The organism is Polynucleobacter ibericus, assembly GCF_018687955.1.
In the GTDB taxonomy this organism is placed as follows: domain Bacteria; phylum Pseudomonadota; class Gammaproteobacteria; order Burkholderiales; family Burkholderiaceae; genus Polynucleobacter; species Polynucleobacter ibericus.
Genome location: NZ_CP061309.1, coordinates 132,610 through 152,344, shown reverse-complemented (window position 1 = coordinate 152,344; position 19,735 = coordinate 132,610). Strand labels below are relative to the sequence as shown.

At 45.8% G+C, this 19,735-nt stretch carries 20 protein-coding genes; 14 read left to right on the top strand and 6 right to left on the bottom strand.

The genetic code is table 11. From position 1 onward, the window contains the following. Window positions 1-2 precede the first annotated feature (2 nt). Window positions 3-1,052: a biotin synthase BioB gene (gene bioB / locus AOC20_RS00860; protein WP_215360690.1), complete on the bottom strand. Its 1,050-nt coding sequence runs from the start codon at window positions 1,050-1,052 to the stop codon at window positions 3-5. A gap of 89 nt (window positions 1,053-1,141) precedes the next feature. Between bioB and bioA the strand changes: the two genes are divergently transcribed. The 4 genes from bioA to AOC20_RS00840 are packed head-to-tail and all read left to right on the top strand — an operon-like array spanning window position 1,142 to window position 5,689. Further along, window positions 1,142-2,488, top strand: a complete 1,347-nt coding sequence (gene bioA, locus AOC20_RS00855) for an adenosylmethionine--8-amino-7-oxononanoate transaminase (protein ID WP_215360689.1) — start codon at window positions 1,142-1,144, stop codon at window positions 2,486-2,488. Then, window positions 2,485-3,723 (top strand): aminotransferase class I/II-fold pyridoxal phosphate-dependent enzyme, encoded by a 1,239-nt coding sequence (locus AOC20_RS00850; RefSeq protein WP_215360688.1) that lies wholly within the window; start codon window positions 2,485-2,487, stop codon window positions 3,721-3,723. Before bioA ends, AOC20_RS00850 begins: the two co-directional genes overlap by 4 nt. Continuing rightward, the gene (gene bioD / locus AOC20_RS00845; protein WP_215360687.1) at window positions 3,716-4,435 is read left to right on the top strand and encodes a dethiobiotin synthase; all 720 of its coding nucleotides are present in this window, start codon (window positions 3,716-3,718) and stop codon (window positions 4,433-4,435) included. The genes AOC20_RS00850 and bioD overlap by 8 nt, the downstream gene beginning before the upstream one ends. 57 nt (window positions 4,436-4,492) lie before the next feature. Further along, complete coding sequence (locus AOC20_RS00840; protein WP_215360686.1) at window positions 4,493-5,689, top strand: M20 aminoacylase family protein; 1,197 nt, start codon at window positions 4,493-4,495, stop codon at window positions 5,687-5,689. Between the two features lie 20 nt (window positions 5,690-5,709). Here the strand turns inward: AOC20_RS00840 and AOC20_RS00835 are convergent, their stop codons facing one another. From AOC20_RS00835 to apaG, 3 genes are all read right to left on the bottom strand, one after another. Then, entirely contained in the window at window positions 5,710-6,486 is a 777-nt protein-coding gene (locus AOC20_RS00835) for an enoyl-CoA hydratase (RefSeq protein WP_215360685.1), read from the bottom strand. Window positions 6,487-6,512: 26 nt separating this feature from the next. Beyond that, window positions 6,513-7,643, bottom strand: coding sequence for a murein transglycosylase A (gene mltA, locus AOC20_RS00830; protein WP_215360684.1), 1,131 nt, complete (start codon window positions 7,641-7,643; stop codon window positions 6,513-6,515). A 131-nt stretch (window positions 7,644-7,774) separates the two neighbouring features. Then, entirely contained in the window at window positions 7,775-8,149 is a 375-nt protein-coding gene (gene apaG, locus AOC20_RS00825) for a Co2+/Mg2+ efflux protein ApaG (RefSeq protein ID WP_215360683.1), read from the bottom strand. Between the two features lie 49 nt (window positions 8,150-8,198). Here apaG and rpe point away from each other — a divergent pair, with 49 nt between their 5' ends. From rpe to trpC, 5 genes are read left to right on the top strand one after another with little or no spacing between them, the layout of a single operon-like run. Further along, window positions 8,199-8,924 carry a ribulose-phosphate 3-epimerase gene (gene rpe, locus AOC20_RS00820; protein WP_215360682.1) on the top strand — a complete coding sequence of 242 codons (726 nt, stop codon included), beginning with the start codon at window positions 8,199-8,201 and terminating at the stop codon, window positions 8,922-8,924. Continuing rightward, complete coding sequence (gene trpE, locus AOC20_RS00815) at window positions 8,924-10,429, top strand: anthranilate synthase component I (RefSeq protein WP_215360681.1); 1,506 nt, start codon at window positions 8,924-8,926, stop codon at window positions 10,427-10,429. Before rpe ends, trpE begins: the two co-directional genes overlap by 1 nt. Beyond that, entirely contained in the window at window positions 10,413-10,979 is a 567-nt protein-coding gene (locus AOC20_RS00810; protein ID WP_215360680.1) for an anthranilate synthase component II, read from the top strand. The genes trpE and AOC20_RS00810 overlap by 17 nt, the downstream gene beginning before the upstream one ends. A gap of 18 nt (window positions 10,980-10,997) precedes the next feature. Beyond that, window positions 10,998-12,023, top strand: a complete 1,026-nt coding sequence (gene trpD, locus AOC20_RS00805) for an anthranilate phosphoribosyltransferase (protein WP_215360679.1) — start codon at window positions 10,998-11,000, stop codon at window positions 12,021-12,023. A gap of 10 nt (window positions 12,024-12,033) precedes the next feature. After that, entirely contained in the window at window positions 12,034-12,837 is an 804-nt protein-coding gene (gene trpC, locus AOC20_RS00800) for an indole-3-glycerol phosphate synthase TrpC (RefSeq protein ID WP_215360678.1), read from the top strand. Here the strand turns inward: trpC and AOC20_RS00795 are convergent. Beyond that, window positions 12,818-13,387 carry a hypothetical protein gene (locus AOC20_RS00795; protein ID WP_251373113.1) on the bottom strand — a complete coding sequence of 190 codons (570 nt, stop codon included), beginning with the start codon at window positions 13,385-13,387 and terminating at the stop codon, window positions 12,818-12,820. The genes trpC and AOC20_RS00795 overlap by 20 nt on opposite strands. A 113-nt stretch (window positions 13,388-13,500) precedes the next feature. On the opposite strand from AOC20_RS00795, the gene AOC20_RS00790 reads away from it, so the two are divergent. Further along, window positions 13,501-13,851: a hypothetical protein gene (locus AOC20_RS00790; protein WP_215360677.1), complete on the top strand. Its 351-nt coding sequence runs from the start codon at window positions 13,501-13,503 to the stop codon at window positions 13,849-13,851. Between the two features lie 73 nt (window positions 13,852-13,924). Here the strand turns inward: AOC20_RS00790 and ychF are convergent, their stop codons facing one another. Beyond that, window positions 13,925-15,019 carry a redox-regulated ATPase YchF gene (gene ychF, locus AOC20_RS00785; protein ID WP_215360676.1) on the bottom strand — a complete coding sequence of 365 codons (1,095 nt, stop codon included), beginning with the start codon at window positions 15,017-15,019 and terminating at the stop codon, window positions 13,925-13,927. 40 nt (window positions 15,020-15,059) lie between these two features. On the opposite strand from ychF, the gene AOC20_RS00780 reads away from it, so the two are divergent. The 4 genes from AOC20_RS00780 to AOC20_RS00765 are packed head-to-tail and all read left to right on the top strand — an operon-like array spanning window position 15,060 to window position 19,583. Next, window positions 15,060-16,334, top strand: a complete 1,275-nt coding sequence (locus AOC20_RS00780) for a UbiH/UbiF family hydroxylase (protein ID WP_215360675.1) — start codon at window positions 15,060-15,062, stop codon at window positions 16,332-16,334. Continuing rightward, the gene (locus AOC20_RS00775; RefSeq protein WP_215360674.1) at window positions 16,327-17,043 is read left to right on the top strand and encodes a DsbC family protein; all 717 of its coding nucleotides are present in this window, start codon (window positions 16,327-16,329) and stop codon (window positions 17,041-17,043) included. The genes AOC20_RS00780 and AOC20_RS00775 overlap by 8 nt, the downstream gene beginning before the upstream one ends. A gap of 2 nt (window positions 17,044-17,045) precedes the next feature. Then, on the top strand, window positions 17,046-18,821 hold the full coding sequence (locus tag AOC20_RS00770) for a M61 family metallopeptidase (protein ID WP_215360673.1): 1,776 nt from the start codon (window positions 17,046-17,048) through the stop codon (window positions 18,819-18,821). A 6-nt stretch (window positions 18,822-18,827) separates the two neighbouring features. Then, window positions 18,828-19,583: a uracil-DNA glycosylase gene (locus AOC20_RS00765; protein WP_215360672.1), complete on the top strand. Its 756-nt coding sequence runs from the start codon at window positions 18,828-18,830 to the stop codon at window positions 19,581-19,583. The last annotated feature ends 152 nt before the right edge of the window (window positions 19,584-19,735 follow it).

Genomic DNA, 19,735 nt, shown 5'->3' with positions numbered 1-19,735 from the left:
GGTTAGATTAAAACCTCTGCTTTGCTGCTTTGCTTGGTCTTCAGGCCAAGCTCTGCTAGGAGCTCACGGTCTTGTTCTGCCTCAGGATTGCCGGTAGTGAGTAGTTGCTCACCATAGAAAATCGAGTTGGCGCCCGCTAAGAAGCACATGGCTTGAACTGCCCTACCTAGCTCTTGGCGGCCAGCAGATAAGCGCACACGGGCTTTAGGCATGGTGATCCTAGCAACAGCAATGGTTCTTACAAACTCCAGAGGATCTAAAGGTTTTTGATCCGCCATGGGAGTCCCTGCAACCGGCACCAAATGGTTAATCGGCACTGATTCTGGGTAAGGGCTCAAATTGGCTAAGCGCGCTAAAAATGCAGCGCGTTGCTCTCTAGATTCACCCATGCCAACGATTCCACCGCAACAAACTGACATACCAGCAGCGCGTACATTCGAAATCGTATCCAGGCGATCTTGATAACCTCTCGTCGAGATCACAGAGCGATAAAAGTCCTCGCTGGTGTCCAAGTTATGGTTATAAAAGTCTAGGCCAGCCTCTTGCAGTGCTTGGGCTTGGTCAGCCTCCAGCATGCCTAAGGTGGCGCAAGTCTCTAAACCTAGGGCTTTCACACCCTTAATCATGGCCGTGACTTTTTCAATGTCGCGATCCTTAGGTTCACGCCAGGCAGCACCCATACAGAAACGGTTAGAACCAGCCGCTTTAGCCGCTTTAGCAGCCTCCAAAACCTCTTCCAAGCCCATTAACTTCTCAGCCTTCACATCGGTGTCATAACGAGCAGCCTGAGGGCAATAACCGCAGTCCTCAGGGCAGCCACCGGTCTTAATGGAAAGCAGGGTGGCCAATTCCACATCACCTTCAGGAAAATATGACTTGTGCGTCTCTTGGGCTTTGAGCATTAACTCATTAAAAGGAAGAGCAAATAAAGCCTCAATTTGAGCCACTGACCAATGGCCAGACGCTTCTACCCCCGCATCTGTTCCCTGGTGCAACTCGGCTTTGGATTTGAACTGGGTTAAGGGTTTTTCAACGGTTTGAGTGTCCTGCATGGGTAAATTCCAGAAAATGGGTAGATTCAAGGCATAAACATAACAGATACAGGCCTGAAATTGGGAAAACTAGTGGTCAAATATCAAACATGAAGGTTATTTCTGATTTAAATCAAGTCGCACTCGTTGATCGCAGCCTAGCCGCCGTTTGGCACCCCTGCACTCAGATGAAACAGCATGAGTCCTTTCCGTTGGTTGCCATTACCAAAGGCAAAGGTGCTTGGCTCTATGATGAAAACGGAAATGCCCTGCTCGATGCCATTAGTTCTTGGTGGACCAATTTATTTGGCCACTCTAATCCACGCATCAATCATGCAATAACTGAGCAGCTAGAAAAAATTGAGCACGTGATGCTCGCAGGATTTACTCATCCGCCCGTGGTCGAGTTATCAGAAAAACTTTCTGCGCTGACTAATCACCAATTAGGCCATGTCTTCTATGCATCCGATGGTGCCTCTGCTGTAGAAATTGCTCTGAAGATGAGTCATCACTATTGGCAGCTCAATGGGAAACTACAAAAGAAAAAATTTGTTTGTGTAGAGAATGGTTATCACGGAGAAACGCTAGGCGCATTAGCGGTAACTGACGTAGCCATTTTCAGAAAAGCTTACGGGTCGCTGCTGCAAGATGTCTACACAGTTAGCTCCCCCGATGCACGTAAAGCAAAAGTTGGCGAGACTGCAGAAGATGTGGCAAAACATGCAGCCAAACAACTGGAAGAGTTATTTGCAAAAGAGCATCAACAAATAGCTGCCTTTATTGTGGAACCATTAGTGCAATGTGCTGGACAAATGGCTATGCACTCTCCCGAATATCTACGCCTAGTCAGAGAACTATGCAATCGCTATGAAGTGCATCTGATTGCAGATGAAATTGCCGTAGGCTGTGGGCGGAGCGGTAAGTTCTTCGCCTGTGAACATGCTGGTGTCTGGCCAGACTTCTTAACACTCTCCAAGGGAATTAGTGGCGGTTACTTGCCACTATCTCTATGCCTAACGACTGATCAGATTTACCAAGCGTTTTATGGTGACCAAACGTCGCAAGGGTTTTTACACTCCCACTCATACACCGGCAATCCGCTAGCATGCGCTGCCGCTCTAGCTTGTCTTGCGATTTTTGAATCCGAAAACGTATTGGAAAAAAATATTGAGCGCTCTCAGGATTTAGCAAATGCATTTGCATGGGCAAAAACTGATACTCGAATTGAGCACTGGCGTCAGCAAGGCATGATTTTGGCATTCGATGTAAAAAGTGATTGCTTAAAAAATCCTAAAACATTTGCACGAGAGATGTTCGCAAATAGCTTAGATAAAGGCATATTAATTAGACCAATTGTTAATACGATTTATGTAATGCCTCCCTATATCTTGTCATCCGAAGAAACGATGCAATTAGGTAGAGCAGTACAGCTTGCCCTCGAGAAGACATTGGCATGACGAACGCATTTAATGCCCTTCAATTAGCACAAGAGCAAATTGCAGATTTGGATTTGCAACTACTCAAGCGAAAACTCAGAGCGACTGAATCTCCATGCGACACCAAAGCGCTGGTTAACGGGCGTGAATTAAAGGCCTTCTGTAGCAACGACTATCTAGGCCTGGCAAATCATTCCTATCTTGTTCAAGCCCTTGCTGAAGGTGCCGCACGGTATGGCATTGGTAGCGGCGCCTCTCATCTCATCAGTGGCCACAGCATTGCCCATGAGATTCTTGAAAGCAAGTTGGCAGATTTTCAGAAACAACATATCCCAGATGCTCGTGCACTCTTTTTTAGCACCGGCTATTTGGCCAACCTCACAGCTATCACAGCTCTAGCAAGACTTGGTCCACAGGGGTCTGCCAGTATTTACTCAGCAAAGCTAAATCATGCCTCGCTCATTGATGGTATTCGTTTAGCTAGCGCACAGACACAAGCAAGTGTCACCTTGTTTGATCACACACAAGTAGATTTATTCGGTGAATTACTAAAAGCTGATCAACGACCCCTGAAGATCATCGTCACTGATGGCGTCTTTAGTATGGATGGTGACCTCGCTCCCATTAAAGAATTACTAAAACTTGCCGAACAATATGATGCACTGTTGTTAGTTGATGATGCACATGGATTTGGAGCTCTAGGTAAACATGGTCACGGCATTTTGGAGCAAGAAAATATCTGCTCTGATCGCATTATCTATATTGGCACGCTTGGTAAGGCTGCTGGCGTCAGCGGGGCTTTTGTTTGCGCACAGGAAACTTTTATTGAATGGCTGATTCAAAAGGGACGTCCTTTTATTTACAGTACCGCAACACCACCAGCAATAGCGCATACCCTTTTAAAGAGCTTAGACATCATCGAGGGGAATGAGGGAAGCAATCGCCGCGCCCAACTCAATAAACTCATTCGAATTTGGCAAGAAGAAATGCAATTCTCTCAATGGGAAAAGGCATCCTCTTGCACTGCAATTCAACCCGTTATCTTGGGCAGTAATGCTAGCGCTCTTCTCGCAGCAAAGTTATTAGATGAAGCAGGCTATTGGATTCCGGCTATTCGTCCACCAACAGTGCCCAATGGGAGCGCACGGTTACGTATTACGTTTTCCGCCAATCATAGTGAAGCCGATTTGCGTCAGCTAATTGCTACCCTGAAAACAATTGAGAATGAAGTTATCGCAAAGGCAGACCATGATTAAGTCCAATGGCTTCTTTGTTACTGGGACTGATACTGAGGTTGGCAAAACCTTAGTCAGTGGCGCGCTTATTCTGAAATTGCGCGAGCAGGGAATGAATGCAATCGGCTTTAAGCCTGTGGTTGCCGGCACTTATCAAGATGCAAGAGGCAAGACCCTCAATGAAGATGTAGAAACGCTACGCACCGCCTCAAATCTGGACTCAAATGCGTTGAGTTTGTGCCCTTATGTTTTAGATCAGCCAGCCGCTCCACACTTAGTTGCAGCGCACCAAGGTGTGAAGCTTGAAATGGATGTGATGGCAAAAGCCTTTCGTCATATTCAGAATCAGGCAGATTGTGTTGTCGTGGAAGGTGCCGGAGGCCTCCTCATCCCACTAAATGAAGTGGAAGATTTAGGTGCTTTTGCAAAAGAAATTCATTTGCCCATCATTCTTGTAGTTGGCATGAAATTAGGCTGCATTAATCATGCTCTCCTAACTTATGAAGCGATCAAGGCACGTAATTTAACAATTGCAGGTTGGGTAGCCAACACCCTCTCTACAGAGATGTCACTTCTTCAGGAGAATGTGCAAACCCTTAAAACCAGAATTGCTGCACCTTTTTTGGGTCTTGTTCCAGTACTACCAAAAGCACTCCAAAAAGCTAATAACAGCCCCTATTCATTAGAGGCGCTCACTTTTGCTGCACAGCACATTCAATTACCCAAGAATTAATTTGCGGTAATCTCCCCCCAAAAGGCATATTTAAAGACTTTCGGATAAGATGAAGGGATGCATTTATCTCCAGAAATTATCGACTCTGCTGAAGCAATTCAAGAAATTCGACGCAATATTCATGCGCACCCTGAATTACGCTTCGAAGAAAATCGCACGGCCGATCTGGTAGCTGAAGCACTATCAAGCTGGGGAATTACCGTTTACCGCGGCATGGGAAAAACAGGTGTTGTTGGTCGCTTAGATGGGGATTTAGGTCCCGGCAAGATGATTGGTTTACGTGCCGATATGGATGCACTGCCATTACAAGAACACAACAACTTTGCCCATGCCTCTAAAAATCCTGGAAAGATGCATGCATGTGGACATGATGGTCATACTGCAATGCTGCTGGGCGCTGCACAATACTTATCCAATCATCGTGATTTTAGAGGTACGGTGATTTTTATTTTCCAGCCTGCCGAAGAAGGGGGCGCTGGCGCTAATGAAATGATCAAGGATGGACTCTTCAAAGAGTTTCCATGTGATGCTGTATTTGGCTTGCACAATTGGCCCGGTTTTGCTGCAGGTCATTTTGGCGTTACTTCTGGCCCAATGATGGCCTCTAGCAATACTTTTGAAATTACCATCACCGGCAAAGGCGGTCATGCCGCCCTACCGCATAACAGCGCAGATCCTGTATTTGCTGGTGCACAAGTAGTCCTTGCTCTACAAAGCATCATCACACGGAATAAGCGCCCTGTGGATGCCGCAGTTTTATCGATCACACAATTTCATGCGGGAGAAACCAGTAACGTTATTCCAGATAGTGCTTTTATTGGCGGTACGGTACGCACATTTACATTAGACGTCTTAGATTTGATTGAGCAACGCTTACGAGAAATCGCCCACAATGTTGCAGGCGCATTCGATTGCCAAGCTGAAATTACGTTTTCCAGAAATTACCCACCACTCATTAATCATGAGGCTGAGGTGAAATTTGCTACAGAGATCATGAATGAATTAGTTGGTGAACAGAATGTAAATAACTCTGTTGATCCTACAATGGGCGCTGAAGACTTTGCCTTTATGTTGCTAGAAAAGCCCGGCTGCTATGTATTCCTTGGCAATGGCGATGGCGATCATCGCTCTGTTGGTCATGGAATGGGCCCATGTCACCTGCACAATCCTTCCTACGACTTCAATGACACCTTGATTCCAGTAGGCGTGAGCTATTGGGTCAAACTAGCTCAACGCTTCTTAGAAAAAAACTAAATTCTTTTGAATGAATTTAATTAAGAGTTAGTAAATTTAGCTGGGCGTTTTTCCATAAATGCAGCCATGCCTTCTTTTTGATCGCTCATTCCAAAGCAAGCATGGAAGAGGCGGCGTTCAAAATGAATACCTTCAGACAAGGTAGTCTCATAGGCAGTATTGATACTCTCTTTCACCATCATCGCCGTCAATAAAGGCATATCTGCAATTCCTGTAGCAATTGCCTTTACCTCTTTCAATAAATCTGCTTGCGGGAAGATACGCGCGACTAAACCCGAACGTTCAGCTTCGGTAGCATCCATCATGCGGCCCGTCAAAGCCAGATCCATTGCTTTCGCTTTCGATACCGCGCGTGGCAAGCGTTGCGTGCCTCCAGCCCCAGGAATGATGCCCAGCTTCACTTCAGGCTGAGCAAACTTAGCGTTATCAGCAGCCATGATGGTGTCGCACATCATCGCCAGTTCACATCCACCACCAAGGGCATAACCAGAAACTGCAGCAATTACTGGTTTACGGACTTTCTTAATCTCTTCCCAGTTACGCGAAATAAAGCCACTGCGATAAACATCTGTCAATGTGTAATTAGCCATTGAAGCAATATCCGCTCCAGCAGCAAATGCTTTTTCACTGCCAGTGATGATCATGCAACCGATATTGTCATCTGCATCAAAAGCCAATAAGGCAGCCCCAAGTTCACTCATCAGCTGATCATTCAATGCGTTTAACACTTCGGGGCGATTCAAAGTGATAGTGGCAACCTTGCCTTCAACTTCAGTCAAAATGGTTTTGTAGCTCATAAATTTCTTTCAGTGTTGATATTGAATTAACGTGGAAGCAACAACCACATCCTACCGTTTTGCTTCATGCGACCCGCCATTTCTCCAGCAGAATCTCCCGACCCCCAATAGTAGTCTGCTCTGACACCGCCCACAATGGCCTTACCTGTATCTTGCGCCATGACTAGCTTCTGTAAAGGCTGGCTGCTGAGTGGCTTAGTCGTTGCCAGAAAAACTGGTGCACCCAGGGGCATAGCTTGTAAATCTACTGCAATACTGCGCTCGCTGGTTAATGGAACGCCCAAAGCACCGTTAGGACCCAAGTCAGCCGCTACATTACCGGGCAACTCTTTGAAGAATACAAAACGTGGATTGGCATTGAGCATTTCATTTACTTGACCAGGATTGCGCTTAGCCCATTGCGAAATACCTTGCATTGTTGCTTCGCTGCGAGTGATTTCTTTACGGTCCAACAACCACTGAGCAAATGATTTAAAAGGTTGGTCATTGGTCCCTGCATAGCCGAGACGCAAGACGCGTCCATCTTCAAGGCGAATTTTTCCGGAGCCCTGAATTTGCATAAACGCTGCTGCTACCGGATCTTGCACCCAAGCAATTTCAGATCCCTGCAAAATCCCTGAACTCATAAGCTCAGCACGACTTGGGCCGGGGTTAGGTTTTGATTTACGCCACGCATTAGGTAAGCCGTAAAGCGGCACGTTATAAGTGCTAGTGCGGGTTTGAGATCCATTCATTACTGGCTCGTAGTAGCCAGTAATTAAACCTGTATCACTCCCAGTGCTATTGTGAATTTCGTAAGCTTGAAAATTACCCTCAAAGTATTTGCGGATAGATTGGGTATCGCGACCAGAAATAGTCCCGGCTTGAGCACATACCTGTCGCCAATTAACTTCGCCACTTTTCTTGCGCAAGGCATCACAACTCTTTAACCAAGCAGGCCAAGCCTGAGTTAAATCATCTTCTTGCCACCCAGGCAATGCCTGCCAAGAAACCGCGCTAAAGCTGGCAATAGAAGAGTTATAACTTGATGGTGAAGCGCCGGAACTACCAGAGCGATATCCAGTGCCACGAGTAGGCGGAGCAGAGCACCCTGAAATCAAGCTAGCAATGAAGATAGCGAATACACTTGCTGGAACTAATTTAAATTTAGAAATCATGATTGCCAATTTACTCGATGAATACCCAATGCTGCTGTTTGTCTTTGAAGGTGCTGTTGCCTTAGGACTTTTATTGTTTATTGTCCTTTGGACCGGCAAAGGCAAAAAATAGCATTTTTCTAAACCCTGCATTAATGCAGGGTACGCGGCATCACTAGGGCAAATTCTGGGATAGGGGCCTGAAAAAACTGGGCATCCTCAGTCACGCAGAAATACTCGCCACGCATAGTTCCTGCAGGGGTGGGTAATGTGGCCCAGCTGGTGTACTCAAAATGCTCGCCAGTGCGCAATAGAGGCTGCTGCCCAACAACCCCCAAGCCCTTTACCTCCTGGACATCGTTGTCCCCGTCCGTAATGTACCAATGGCGGGCAATCACCTGAATACTGGCGGTTCCGGTGTTTCGGATGGTTACCGTGTAAGCAAAGGCAAATTGACGGTTATCGGGGTCAGATTGCTCAGGAAGGTACTGGGCTTTGACCGTAATGCTCATTTCATGGGGATTCATGCTCGAATTCTGCTCCATCCTTAAGCCAACTGCAAGCTAGAATCTAGGGATGGAAAGCCAAAAATCATCCTCAAACAGTCAATTTGTTATTGCCCCCTCCATTTTGTCGGCCGACTTCGCCTGCCTAGGCAAGGAAGTACAGGACGTTTTAGTGGCAGGTGCTGACTGGATTCACTTTGATGTGATGGATAACCACTACGTACCCAATCTCACCATTGGCCCCTTGGTTTGTGAGGCTATTCGTCCTTACGCAAACAAAGATGGCAAGCCTGCAATGATCGATGTTCACCTGATGATCGAGCCTGTAGATCGCATCGTCCCCGACTTTGCTAAAGCGGGCGCAAATTTAATTAGCTTTCATCCTGAAGCCAGTCCCCACGTCAACCGCACATTGAACTTAATTCGCGATCAAGGATGCCAAGCTGGTCTCGTATTCAATCCGGCTACACCGCTTGATCATCTTGATCACACCTTGGAATTACTTGATCTTGTTTTACTCATGTCAGTGAACCCGGGTTTTGGTGGTCAATCCTTCATCCCAAGTACTTTACAAAAGATCGCACAAGTTCGTACCCGTCTCGACCGCTATCAAGCTGAAACTGGTCGACATATTCGTCTTGAAGTAGATGGTGGAATTAAGGTCGACAACATTGCAGAAGTAGCACGAGCTGGTGCGGATACCTTTGTTGCGGGTTCAGCGATTTATGCACAAGAAAATTACGCACAAGTAATTAATGCAATGCGCACTGAATTAGGAAAGTCAGGAAAAGCGTAATGCAGCTCGAAGAATTTAATGCCCTAGCTAAACAGGGTTTCAATCGCATTCCCCTGATCAAAGAGGTGTTGGCAGATCTAGAAACTCCTCTATCGCTTTACGTCAAACTGAGTCATGCATTTGGTAAGACTAATACTTACCTATTAGAGTCTGTTTTAGGTGGCGAGCGTTTCGGCCGCTTCTCCTTTATTGGTCTGCCCGCCAAGACTATCGTCAGAACGGTTGGCACACCTAGCGCACCAATTAACGAAGTCGTAACAAATGGAAAAGTTGTTGAGTCCAACACCGATAATCCACTCGACTTTGTTGATGCTTATTTCAAGCGCTTTAGAGTGGCTTTACAAGCTGATATGCCCCGCTTTTGTGGCGGTCTTGCTGGTTACTTTGGCTACGACACCGTTCGTTATATCGAGTCTCGTTTGGCCAAACATCAATTGCCCGATGAATTAGGTGTACCTGATATTCAACTCATGTTGACTGAAGAGTTAGCGGTCATTGATAACGTCGCTGGAAAAATTTATTTTATTGTTTACGCGGACCCTAGTATTGCTAATAGCTTTGAAAAAGCACAAGATCGTTTGAAAGAATTGCTGACTTGTCTTGGTAAACCAGCTAACATGCCAGCATCCTTACCAAGCACCAAAACCGATCTCATTCGTAAGTTCAAAGCAGCTGATTTTGAGAGCGCAGTTCTCAAGACCAAAGAATATATTTTGGCTGGCGATTGCATGCAGGTTGTGATTGGTCAGCGTATTAGCAAACCATTTACAGATTCTCCCTTAGCACTCTACAGAGCGTTACGCTCACTCAATCCATCGCCTTATATGTATTTCTACGACTTTGGCGATATGCAAATCGTGGGCTCATCTCCGGAGATCTTAGTGCGCCAAGAAAAACGGGCTGCCGAGAAGATTGTCACAATACGACCGCTCGCCGGTACCCGTCCGCGTGGCGCCAACCCAGAGGAAGATGAGCGCTTGGCAAAAGAGCTTTTGGCAGACCCTAAGGAAATCGCCGAGCACGTGATGTTGATTGATTTAGCCCGCAATGATGTAGGTCGTATTGCTAAAACTGGCTCAGTCAAAGTAACTGACTCTATGTCTATCGAGAAGTACTCCCATGTTCAGCATATTGTGAGCTCGGTAGAGGGGGATCTTTTAGACAATATGAGCAATATGGATGTGTTGCGAGCTACTTTTCCAGCAGGCACCCTGTCAGGCGCCCCCAAAATTCGGGCAATGGAAATCATTGATGAAATGGAAATTGTGAAGCGCGGTGTTTATGGTGGTGCAGTGGGCTACCTTTCATTCTCAGGTGATATGGATGTCGCGATTGCGATCCGCACTGGTGTGATTCGGGATGGCATGCTCCACTCTCAAGCTGGCGCTGGTGTTGTAGCTGACTCTGACCCAACTGCTGAATGGAAAGAAACAGAAGTCAAGGCACGCGCAGTATTAACTGCAGCAGATTTAGTACAAGGAGGACTTGATGCTCCTAATGATTGATAACTATGATTCGTTTACTTACAACCTTGTTCAATATTTTGCAGAACTAGGTGAAGAGGTAAAAGTCTTTCGCAATGATGAAATCACGGTAGAAGATATTGCGAAGTTAAATCCTGCACGTATTTGCATCTCTCCTGGGCCTTGCAGTCCTTCAGAGGCAGGTATCTCTGTCGAAACTATCAAACGCTATGCCGGTCAAATTCCGATCCTCGGTGTTTGCTTAGGACACCAAGCGATCGGTGAAGCATTCGGCGGCAAAGTCATTCGCGCTCAAAAGGTCATGCACGGTAAAACGGATAGCATTCATCACACTGGTGTTGGCGTCTTTAAAAACCTGCCGGATCCATTTAAAGTAACCCGTTATCACTCACTTGCTATTGAGAAGAGCACCTTACCGGCAATGTTAGAGGTGACGGCAACTTCATCGGATGGCGAAATCATGGGTGTACGCCACAAGGAACTTGCTGTTGAGGGCGTGCAATTCCATCCAGAGTCTATCCTTTCTGAGCATGGTCATGCCCTACTCAAGAATTTTTTACAAAATAAATAAGGGCCTACTAACAGCGCCATGCCAATTACTCCGCAAGAAGCTTTACAACGCTGCATTGAACATCGCGAGTTATTCCATGATGAGATGACTGCCATGATGCGGCTCATCATGAGCGGTGAAATGTCACCAGAGCTAGTTGCGGGATTGCTAGTTGCTTTACGTACCAAAAAAGAAACAGTTGGTGAAATCGCTGCTGCAGCGCAAGTAATGCGGGAATTTGCAACTTCAGTAAAAGTAGACGATCGCAGCCATTTAGTCGATGTAGTGGGCACTGGTGGTGATGGCGCGCACACATTTAATATCTCAACCGCAGCCATGTTTGTAGCTGCCGGCGCAGGCGCAAAGATTGCTAAACACGGCAATCGCAGCGTCAGCAGTAAGTCTGGCAGCGCTGACGTTTTAGAGGCTTTAGGTGTCAATCTAGCCTTATCTGCCGATCAAGTTGCTGCATGCATTTCAACGGTAGGCGCAGGATTTATGTTTGCCCCAAACCATCATCCAGCCATGAAGAATGTAGTACCTATCCGCAAGCAGTTAGGTGTGCGTACGATCTTTAATATCCTGGGACCCCTCACCAATCCTGCCGATGCGAAACGTATTTTGATGGGCGTATTTCATGCAGATCTTGTAGGTATTCAGGCGCGGGTATTACAAGCCCTCGGAATGGAACATGCGCTGGTAGTTTTTGGGCGAGATGGTCTAGATGAGATTTCTTTAGAGGGTCCGACATTGGTTGGCGAACTCAAAGATGGTGTGGTACGTGAATATGAAATTCAGCCACAAGATTTTGGATTGAGTACTGCTCCTAGCCATAGTTTTAAAGTTGCTAACGCTGAAGAGTCCAAAAAGATTGTCTTAGATGTGCTCGATGGCAAATCAGGGCCAGCGAGTGATATCGTTTGCCTCAATGCCGGAGCAACACTTTATGTGGCTGGCGTGGCTAAAGATATTGCTAGTGGTATTGCGCTAGCAAAAGCCGCTATCGCCTCTGGGGCGGCACGTCAAAAATTAGACGCTTTTATTGCAGCAACACAATCTAAATAATTGGTTATTCATGAGCGATATTCTCGAAAAAATTATTGCTACTAAAAAAATTGAAGTGGCCAGTTGCCTGCAGCAACTCTCGCTTGCCAACCAACGTGAACGGGCTGAAGCTAACAATCAAGATGCTGCTCTAAAGCCAAGGGGCTTTATCAAAGCTATTGAAAACAAGATCTCTTCCGGCAAAGCCGGAGTGATTACCGAGATTAAAAAAGCGAGCCCTAGCAAAGGAATCTTGCGCGAAAACTTCTTGCCAGCTGCTATTGCTCAGTCCTATGAAAAACATGGTGCCGCTTGTTTATCAGTCCTAACTGATCAAGACTATTTCCAGGGTTGCAATGCGTATCTACAGCAAGCTCGTGCTGCATGCAACATACCAGTATTGCGCAAAGACTTCACAATAGACCCTTATCAAGTGTATGAAGCTCGCGCCATTGGCGCCGATGCCATCTTGCTGATCGTGGCCTGCCTAGAGTTAAATCAAATGAAAGAGCTTGAAGCATGCGCTCATGAATTAGGGCTAGATGTTTTAGTTGAAGTGCACAATGCCCCAGAATTAGAGCAGGCACTTGAACTGAAGACCCCATTACTAGGTATTAATAACCGTAATCTCAAAACCTTTGATGTGACTCTACAAACCACCCTCTCTTTAATGTCGATGGTTCCTAGCAATAAAACCTTAGTGACAGAGTCTGGCATCTTGAATCGTGCTGACGTAGAGCTCATGCGCAACAATCAGATTAACGCCTTCCTGGTTGGAGAAGCATTCATGCGCGCTTCAGATCCAGGTGCAGCCCTTAGTGAGCTGTTCTCCTAGCTTTTCTCAATAGATCAAGACAGTATTTGATCAAAGAAATTAGCAGTAGCGAACCCAGTACATCGCCAATAAACATGACTGCGAAGTGATTAAGGCTTCCTGTATCGTCTAGGTCCATCGTTGAAAACCACCACTGATGTAATCCTGCGGAGAGCAAGGAATAAATCAAAATACAAGCAATCAACTTTGGGAAGTTCAAATTACTGAGATCTGACTCAAGTCGAAGATTGCTAAATACAAAATATCTGGCTAAGTAAGGTGCAAATCCTGAAATCAATCCAGTGCCAATACAGAGAGTTAATTCTTGTGGGAAAGCGCCGTAATAACTAATTAAAAATGAAGCTATTGCAATACCAACGGCACCGGGCAAACCAAAAATCAAGGTCAAAAATAAGCGTAGGCCGGCAGGTAGATAAATCCAATTTACGCCCAAGCCAAAAACTAAGCTGTCGGTTAACCATCCATTTAAATAAAAAAGTAATGTGTACGCCATCGCACTAATTACGCACCCAATAAACAACTCTACAGAAATCTTTAAAAATTTTGACATTGCATTCAGTATGGATTAATTCTTTTAATTGATGTCGGTCAATTGCTAAAACTAGGATTAGGGAATAAACTGATATTAGCTTTAAAGCTAATATCTAATTATTACCAAGAAATATGTCTACTATAAAAACCTCTTCTTACATTAAGTTTCTCAACCTGATTGATGCAATTGATCGCATCAACCCAGGAAAGAAGCTCGATTGCATTGAAGAGAGTCTGCTGGATAAGATTGTTTCATGCGCCCAAACTAAGCAAGCAATTTTAGTTGGTGACCTCATTGCTTTAGCAGATTTAGGCTCACAAGCCACATTACATGGGCGCCTTAAAAATCTGAGCGCTTTGGGTTACATCAAAATGGCGGCCAATGAGGATGGTCGCAAAAAAGAGGTATTACCTACCAAGATGGCGCTCAAGCGCTATGAAGAAATTTCTAAATGCTTAGAAAAGGCAGTTAAGGCGGTTTAAAAACCAAATCTATTCGTCTATTTAAGCAAAAAAGCCCTGAAAAGGGCTTTTTTATTGGGTAAAGATACGGCTTTTAGACGTTGAATAAGAAGTTCAGCACATCTCCATCTTTAACAACATACTCCTTGCCTTCGGCGCGCATCTTGCCTGCCTCTTTAGCACCAGACTCTCCTTTGAACTGCACGAAGTCATCGTAAGAAATAGTTTGGGCACGAATAAAGCCGCGCTCAAAGTCGGTATGAATAACACCGGCAGCTTGGGGTGCTGTATCACCGACGTGGATAGTCCAGGCGCGCACCTCTTTAACCCCTGCCGTGAAATACGTTTGCAAGCCGAGTAATGAATAGCCGGCACGAATTACGCGATCTAAGCCTGGCTCCTCCATACCTAAGTCGGCTAAGAACTCAATCTTATCGGCTTCATCTAAGTCGGCAATTTCCGCTTCAATAGCAGCGCAGACTGCCACAACAGGAGCACCCTCTTTTGCTGCATGCTGCTTTACCGCTTCAAGATGCGGGTTGTTTGAGAAGCCATCTTCTTTAACGTTCGCAACATACATGGCAGGCTTAGCGGTGATCAAACACAAAGGTTTAATCAATAATTTTTCATCGTCGCTCAAATTGAGACTGCGAACCGGCAAAGCAGAATCTAAATGGGCTTGAACTTTAGTCAGAACAGCAACCAAGGCAGCGGCCTCTTTGTCGTTCCCAGACTTAGCAGCTTTACTGGAGCGATTCAAAGTTTTTTCAACTGTTGCTAAGTCAGACAAGGCTAATTCAGTATCAATTACACCAATATCAGCGATTGGATCGATTTTTCCTGCAACGTGAATCACGTTGGGGTCCTCAAAACACCGCACGACATGGGTAATGGCGTCAGTTTCACGAATATTCGCTAAAAACTGATTGCCAAGACCTTCGCCTTTTGAGGCGCCAGCTACCAAACCAGCAATATCGACAAATTCGACAGCTGCCGGTAGGATGCGCTCAGGCTTCACGATCTCAGCCAAAGCGGCTAGACGGGGGTCAGGAACCTCTACAACGCCCACATTTGGCTCAATCGTGCAGAAAGGATAGTTTTCCGCTGCGATCCCAGCCTTGGTAAGCGCATTAAAGAGGGTAGATTTGCCGACGTTAGGCAGGCCGACGATGCCACATTTCAAAGACATATCCGTATTGTAAAGGGGCTGGTTTCGATATCATCGAGTTATGTCAGAAGTTCACCAAAATCACCTCTCAAAGTCCTCGATCACCAGCTCTCAAAACCGCGCTGTGGATGTCGCGGTGGTTGGCGGAGGCATTGCCGGTAAGGCCTGTGCCCTAGGGCTCGCCCAGCTTGGTCTTCATACCGTCGAGATTGCCCCTGATTTAGGGCAAAACGTTTCTAACCCACAGGGACATCAATGGGGTCAAAGAATTTATGCTTTTTCCCCGAGTACCCAAAAATTGCTAGCCCACTTACAAATTTGGGATGCGCTCGATCACAGTCGCTTGCAGCCAGTTCGAGATATGCGGATCTATGGTGATCGCGGCGAAAAAGATGATTTCCTTCATCTCTCTGCATTTGAAGCGGGCACACCGCAACTTGCCTGGATTGGAGAATCGAATCTCATTGAGCACACGATTGATCAAGCCTCGCGCTTTCAAAATAAATTGGAGCGCATTAACGATGCAGTAGAACGGATTATTGTTGATGCCGAGGGCAGTACGCTACATTTAAAAAATGGTGGCAGTATTCGTGCGCAACTAGTAATTGCAGCTGATGGGGCTAATTCCCCGATTCGCAATGAACTAGGTATCAGCGTCAGTGAAGAAAGTTATTCACAAAGTGCAGTTGTGGCTAACTGGCTTTGCACTCATCCACATTTAGAAACTGCCTTTCAGTGGTTCTTGCCAGGCGGCGATATCGTTGCCATGTTGCCCCTACCCGGAAAGCAAGTCTCCATGGTTTGGTCCACCTCACCAGAGCATGCTGAGGAGTTATTAAAACTAGATCAATCTCAATGGTTGGATCAATTTGCAGCTATCGCCAATGGCGCAATTCTTAAGCAATTAGGCGAACTAACCCTCAACTCAAGCCCTGCAGCCTTCCCTTTGAGAAAAATCCGAGCCAAACGATTTATTGGGCCCGAAGCTCTTCCCAAGGTTGTGCTCATTGGTGATGCAGCTCATGTGATGCATCCATTAGCTGGCCAAGGTCTTAATCTGGGCTTGCGAGATGTTGCGGTATTGCTCAATATTTTAGGTAAGCGTGAGTCTTTCCGCTCGCCAAGCGACCTAGTGCTGCTTCGCCGTTACGAACGACAACGCCAGGGTGATACGAGCGCACTTTTATGGGTAACCGATAAACTTAAGAAATTATTTTCTGCGAGTAGCAGTACTGAAAGACAACTTCGCAATTGGGGTCTAGGTCTTGTGAATAAAAGCCACTTTATAAAACAGCGCTTAATTGAACGCGCCTTAGGAGAAATTGATTTTGAATAAACTCTTATCAGCCATTGCATTAATTAGCGTAGCTCTCATTTGTTCTGGCCCGCTTCATGCCCAACCTGAACAGCAAATAAAAACAGAAATCCAAAAAAAGTTGGGCGCTAATGCCAAAGTGAAGAGTGTTTCACCAGCTCCTGTTTCCGGCTTATATGAGGTTCTGGTTGGCAATGATGTTTTTTATACAGATGCTTCTGGGAAATATCTCATTCAGGGAGAAATTATTGAACTTGCTACGGGCAAAAATATTACCGAGCAAAGGCAAGCAGACTTAAACAGGATCAAGTGGAGCGACTTGATACCTGCTAACGCCATCAAAAATGTCCGCGGTAACGGTAGTCGTCAATTAGCAGTCTTCTCCGACCCCAACTGTGGCTACTGTAAGCGTCTAGAAAAATCGCTACAGCAGCTTGATAACGTCACGATCTACACGTACTTAATCCCAATTTTGTCGGCTGACTCCGCTCAGAAATCAAAACAAATTTGGTGCTCTGCGGATCAAAATAAGGCCTATATGGATTGGATGATTAGTGGCATCACTCCAAGCGGCAAGGGCGAATGCAGTACACCCCTTGATAAAAATATGGCTTTTGCCAAGACCTATGGAGTTACAGGTACTCCAACCCTTTTCTTCACTGACGGCAGCCGCTTCCCTGGCGCCGTACAAATTACCGATATCGAAAAGAAATTTAATTCACTGAAATAATCATGAATCATGCTGACTTACCTGAAATTCAATACACGGTCTGGCCTGCCGATCTTCATGGTCATCACTTTCGTGTAAAGCTGTTTATAGCCAACCCTGATCCCGAGGGTCAAGTACTACAAATGCCTGCCTGGATTCCGGGCAGTTATTTAATTCGTGACTTCAGTAAGCAAATTGAATCCATCGAGGCTTATTCAAGCGCAGGCACTAGGAAAAAAATTGCGCTCGAACGTATCGACAACGACCATTGGCGCTTACCCCCTGTTAATGGCCCTGTAGAGATCCTCAGTACTGTTTATGCTTTTGACTCATCGGTACGTGCAGCCTATTTAGACACTGAAAGAGCATTCTTTAATGCCACTAGCTTGTGTCTGGCTGTTAAGGGGCAAGAGGACTTACCTTGCTCACTCGCCATCACTGCGCCAGAGCTTGCCTTTGCCGATCACTGGACAGTACAAACTACTTTAAGAGAAGTGAAAACTGATGTTAGAGGGTTTGGTTTTTATCTGGCGCAAAACTATGGAGATCTGATAGATCATCCTGTAGCTATGGGTGACTTCCAAATTGTGCACTGGAAGTCCAATGGTGTTGCTCACCGGATGGCAATTCAGGGATGTAATCACATTATTGATGCCAAGCGTCTTGTAGATGATCTGCAAGCTATCTGCACCAGCACCATCAATCTCTTTGAGCCTAAAACTAAGCGCGCGCCATTTGGGGAATATCTGTTCTTGGTCAATGCCGTTTTGAATGGCTACGGCGGTCTGGAGCATCGCAATAGCACTGCACTCCTCTGCCGACGCGATCAAATTCCTCAAGAAAACATTCTCTGTGAAGAAACTGCTTATAGAGAATTTCTAGGTTTATGTAGTCACGAGTATTTTCATGCATGGCTGGTGAAGCGTATTCAGCCCAAAGCTTTCCAGCCTTATGATTTAGCCAAACGTAATCACACACGCCTCTTATGGGTGTTTGAAGGCTTCACCAGCTATTACGATGACCTTCAACTATTACGTAGCAAACGAATCGATCTCAAAACCTATTTAAAGCTAGTTGCAGACAATTGGAATGGGATCTTGCGCAGCCCTGGACGCCAGAAGCAAAGCTTAGCTGATAGCTCTTTTGATGCTTGGACCAAATATTACCAAGCTGACGAGAACACTCCCAATGCAGTCGTGAGCTACTACGGCAAAGGCGCCTTACTTGCGCTTGGTCTCGATTTACAAATTCGCACTTTCTCTAAGGGCAAGCAATCTCTAGACGACCTGATGCGCCTTCTTTGGCATAAGCATGGTAGCAATGGGATTGCAGAAGACGGTTTAGATGATTTAATTTTCGAATTGCTAGGTGAAGGTTTTAGTAAAACTTGGCATGAAATAAAGACGCGCTACATTTTTGGGGTTGAAGATATTCCTCTGCAAAAATGGCTTGGCTCAACTCTTGTTTCTGTAAAACCTAAATCTCTATCCACTTTAGAAAAGCGGAAGTTGCAGTTTGGCATGCGACATACCGATGCCAACGGCTGGCTAAAAGTTACCCACGTTCTTGACGGTGGGCTTGCTCAAGCCGCAGGCCTTGCAGCTGGAGATTTACTGGCTAGTCTCGATGGGCAGCGCATCACCAGCGCACGCTGGGATCGGGTCTTAGGCAGCCTTTCTGAAAATACTCATACTCGCATTACCTTCTATCGCGATGATCTTGAGCATGAACGTATGGTCTCACTGCAATCTAGTCCAGTACCGGCGCAGTATGAACTAATACCCAAGAAAGATGCTTGACCGAAATTGAAAGCGCTATTTTCAAAAGACGATATCCCAAATGATTGGCAAGAATTACTAGGAGATTATTTCAACTCAACAGATTGGCAATCACTAGAGAAAAATTTACAAAGTGTTTTGGATTTAGATCCGAACACTGTAAGGCCTGAACCTCGAAACTTTTTTAAAGCCCTCAAGCTTTGCCCTGTTAACTCAGTAAAAGTGGTCATCCTCGGTCAAGACCCTTATCACTCACCGGGACTGGCACAAGGATTGGCTTTTTCGATTCCCGCAGAGATTGCAGTGAACTCACGCACATTTCCAAGCTCACTCCGAAATATCAGCAAAGCGCTTGCACTAGAAGGATTTGGGGCTCTACACAATGGAGATCTTCATGACTGGGCCAAACAAGGCGTGCTACTTCTCAATACCGCCTTAAGCGTCAAACTGGGTGAGGCAGGTAGTCATACCAATTTGGGATGGAAAAGTCTGATTGATATGCTTATTACCGCTTTGGTAAAACAAAAGCCAAATTTGGTCTGGATGCTTTGGGGTGGTCACGCCCAATCTAAATTGCCATTAATTGAAAGTGGTTTAGGTCAATTGGTTTTGCAATCTTCCCACCCCTCTGGTTTGGGTGTTTACAAAACAGGTAGGCCTTTTTTGGAGCCGGGAGGCAAAGTAAGCTGCGGTCACTTCACTAAAGCCAATCAATGGCTGATTGATCATCAGGCTTCACCCATTCAGTGGGTGGATGGTACCTGGACTGATTTATTTAGCTAAAGCGGTAAAAACACAACCCACTGCACAAGAGGCAAAAATAGCACTGGCCCACTCCAGGATTTGCCCGGATTGGAAAAGACCCGAGTATTGCCCCAAATACGAGCTGGCAGCAGCCGCAATAAACCCGAGCAAGAAGGCAGTGAGGATCTTTG

What these genes read in the sequence shown, in the direction of transcription:
- bioB (WP_215360690.1), bottom strand. Translation starts at nt 1,052, where the DNA reads ATGCAGGACACTCAAACCGTTGAAAAACCCTTAACCCAGTTCAAATCC.
- bioA (WP_215360689.1), top strand. Translation starts at nt 1,142, where the DNA reads ATGAAGGTTATTTCTGATTTAAATCAAGTCGCACTCGTTGATCGCAGC.
- AOC20_RS00850 (WP_215360688.1), top strand. Translation starts at nt 2,485, where the DNA reads ATGACGAACGCATTTAATGCCCTTCAATTAGCACAAGAGCAAATTGCA.
- bioD (WP_215360687.1), top strand. Translation starts at nt 3,716, where the DNA reads ATGATTAAGTCCAATGGCTTCTTTGTTACTGGGACTGATACTGAGGTT.
- AOC20_RS00840 (WP_215360686.1), top strand. Translation starts at nt 4,493, where the DNA reads ATGCATTTATCTCCAGAAATTATCGACTCTGCTGAAGCAATTCAAGAA.
- AOC20_RS00835 (WP_215360685.1), bottom strand. Translation starts at nt 6,486, where the DNA reads ATGAGCTACAAAACCATTTTGACTGAAGTTGAAGGCAAGGTTGCCACT.
- mltA (WP_215360684.1), bottom strand. Translation starts at nt 7,643, where the DNA reads ATGATTTCTAAATTTAAATTAGTTCCAGCAAGTGTATTCGCTATCTTC.
- apaG (WP_215360683.1), bottom strand. Translation starts at nt 8,149, where the DNA reads ATGAATCCCCATGAAATGAGCATTACGGTCAAAGCCCAGTACCTTCCT.
- rpe (WP_215360682.1), top strand. Translation starts at nt 8,199, where the DNA reads ATGGAAAGCCAAAAATCATCCTCAAACAGTCAATTTGTTATTGCCCCC.
- trpE (WP_215360681.1), top strand. Translation starts at nt 8,924, where the DNA reads ATGCAGCTCGAAGAATTTAATGCCCTAGCTAAACAGGGTTTCAATCGC.
- AOC20_RS00810 (WP_215360680.1), top strand. Translation starts at nt 10,413, where the DNA reads ATGCTCCTAATGATTGATAACTATGATTCGTTTACTTACAACCTTGTT.
- trpD (WP_215360679.1), top strand. Translation starts at nt 10,998, where the DNA reads ATGCCAATTACTCCGCAAGAAGCTTTACAACGCTGCATTGAACATCGC.
- trpC (WP_215360678.1), top strand. Translation starts at nt 12,034, where the DNA reads ATGAGCGATATTCTCGAAAAAATTATTGCTACTAAAAAAATTGAAGTG.
- AOC20_RS00795 (WP_251373113.1), bottom strand. Translation starts at nt 13,387, where the DNA reads ATGTCAAAATTTTTAAAGATTTCTGTAGAGTTGTTTATTGGGTGCGTA.
- AOC20_RS00790 (WP_215360677.1), top strand. Translation starts at nt 13,501, where the DNA reads ATGTCTACTATAAAAACCTCTTCTTACATTAAGTTTCTCAACCTGATT.
- ychF (WP_215360676.1), bottom strand. Translation starts at nt 15,019, where the DNA reads ATGTCTTTGAAATGTGGCATCGTCGGCCTGCCTAACGTCGGCAAATCT.
- AOC20_RS00780 (WP_215360675.1), top strand. Translation starts at nt 15,060, where the DNA reads ATGTCAGAAGTTCACCAAAATCACCTCTCAAAGTCCTCGATCACCAGC.
- AOC20_RS00770 (WP_215360673.1), top strand. Translation starts at nt 17,046, where the DNA reads ATGAATCATGCTGACTTACCTGAAATTCAATACACGGTCTGGCCTGCC.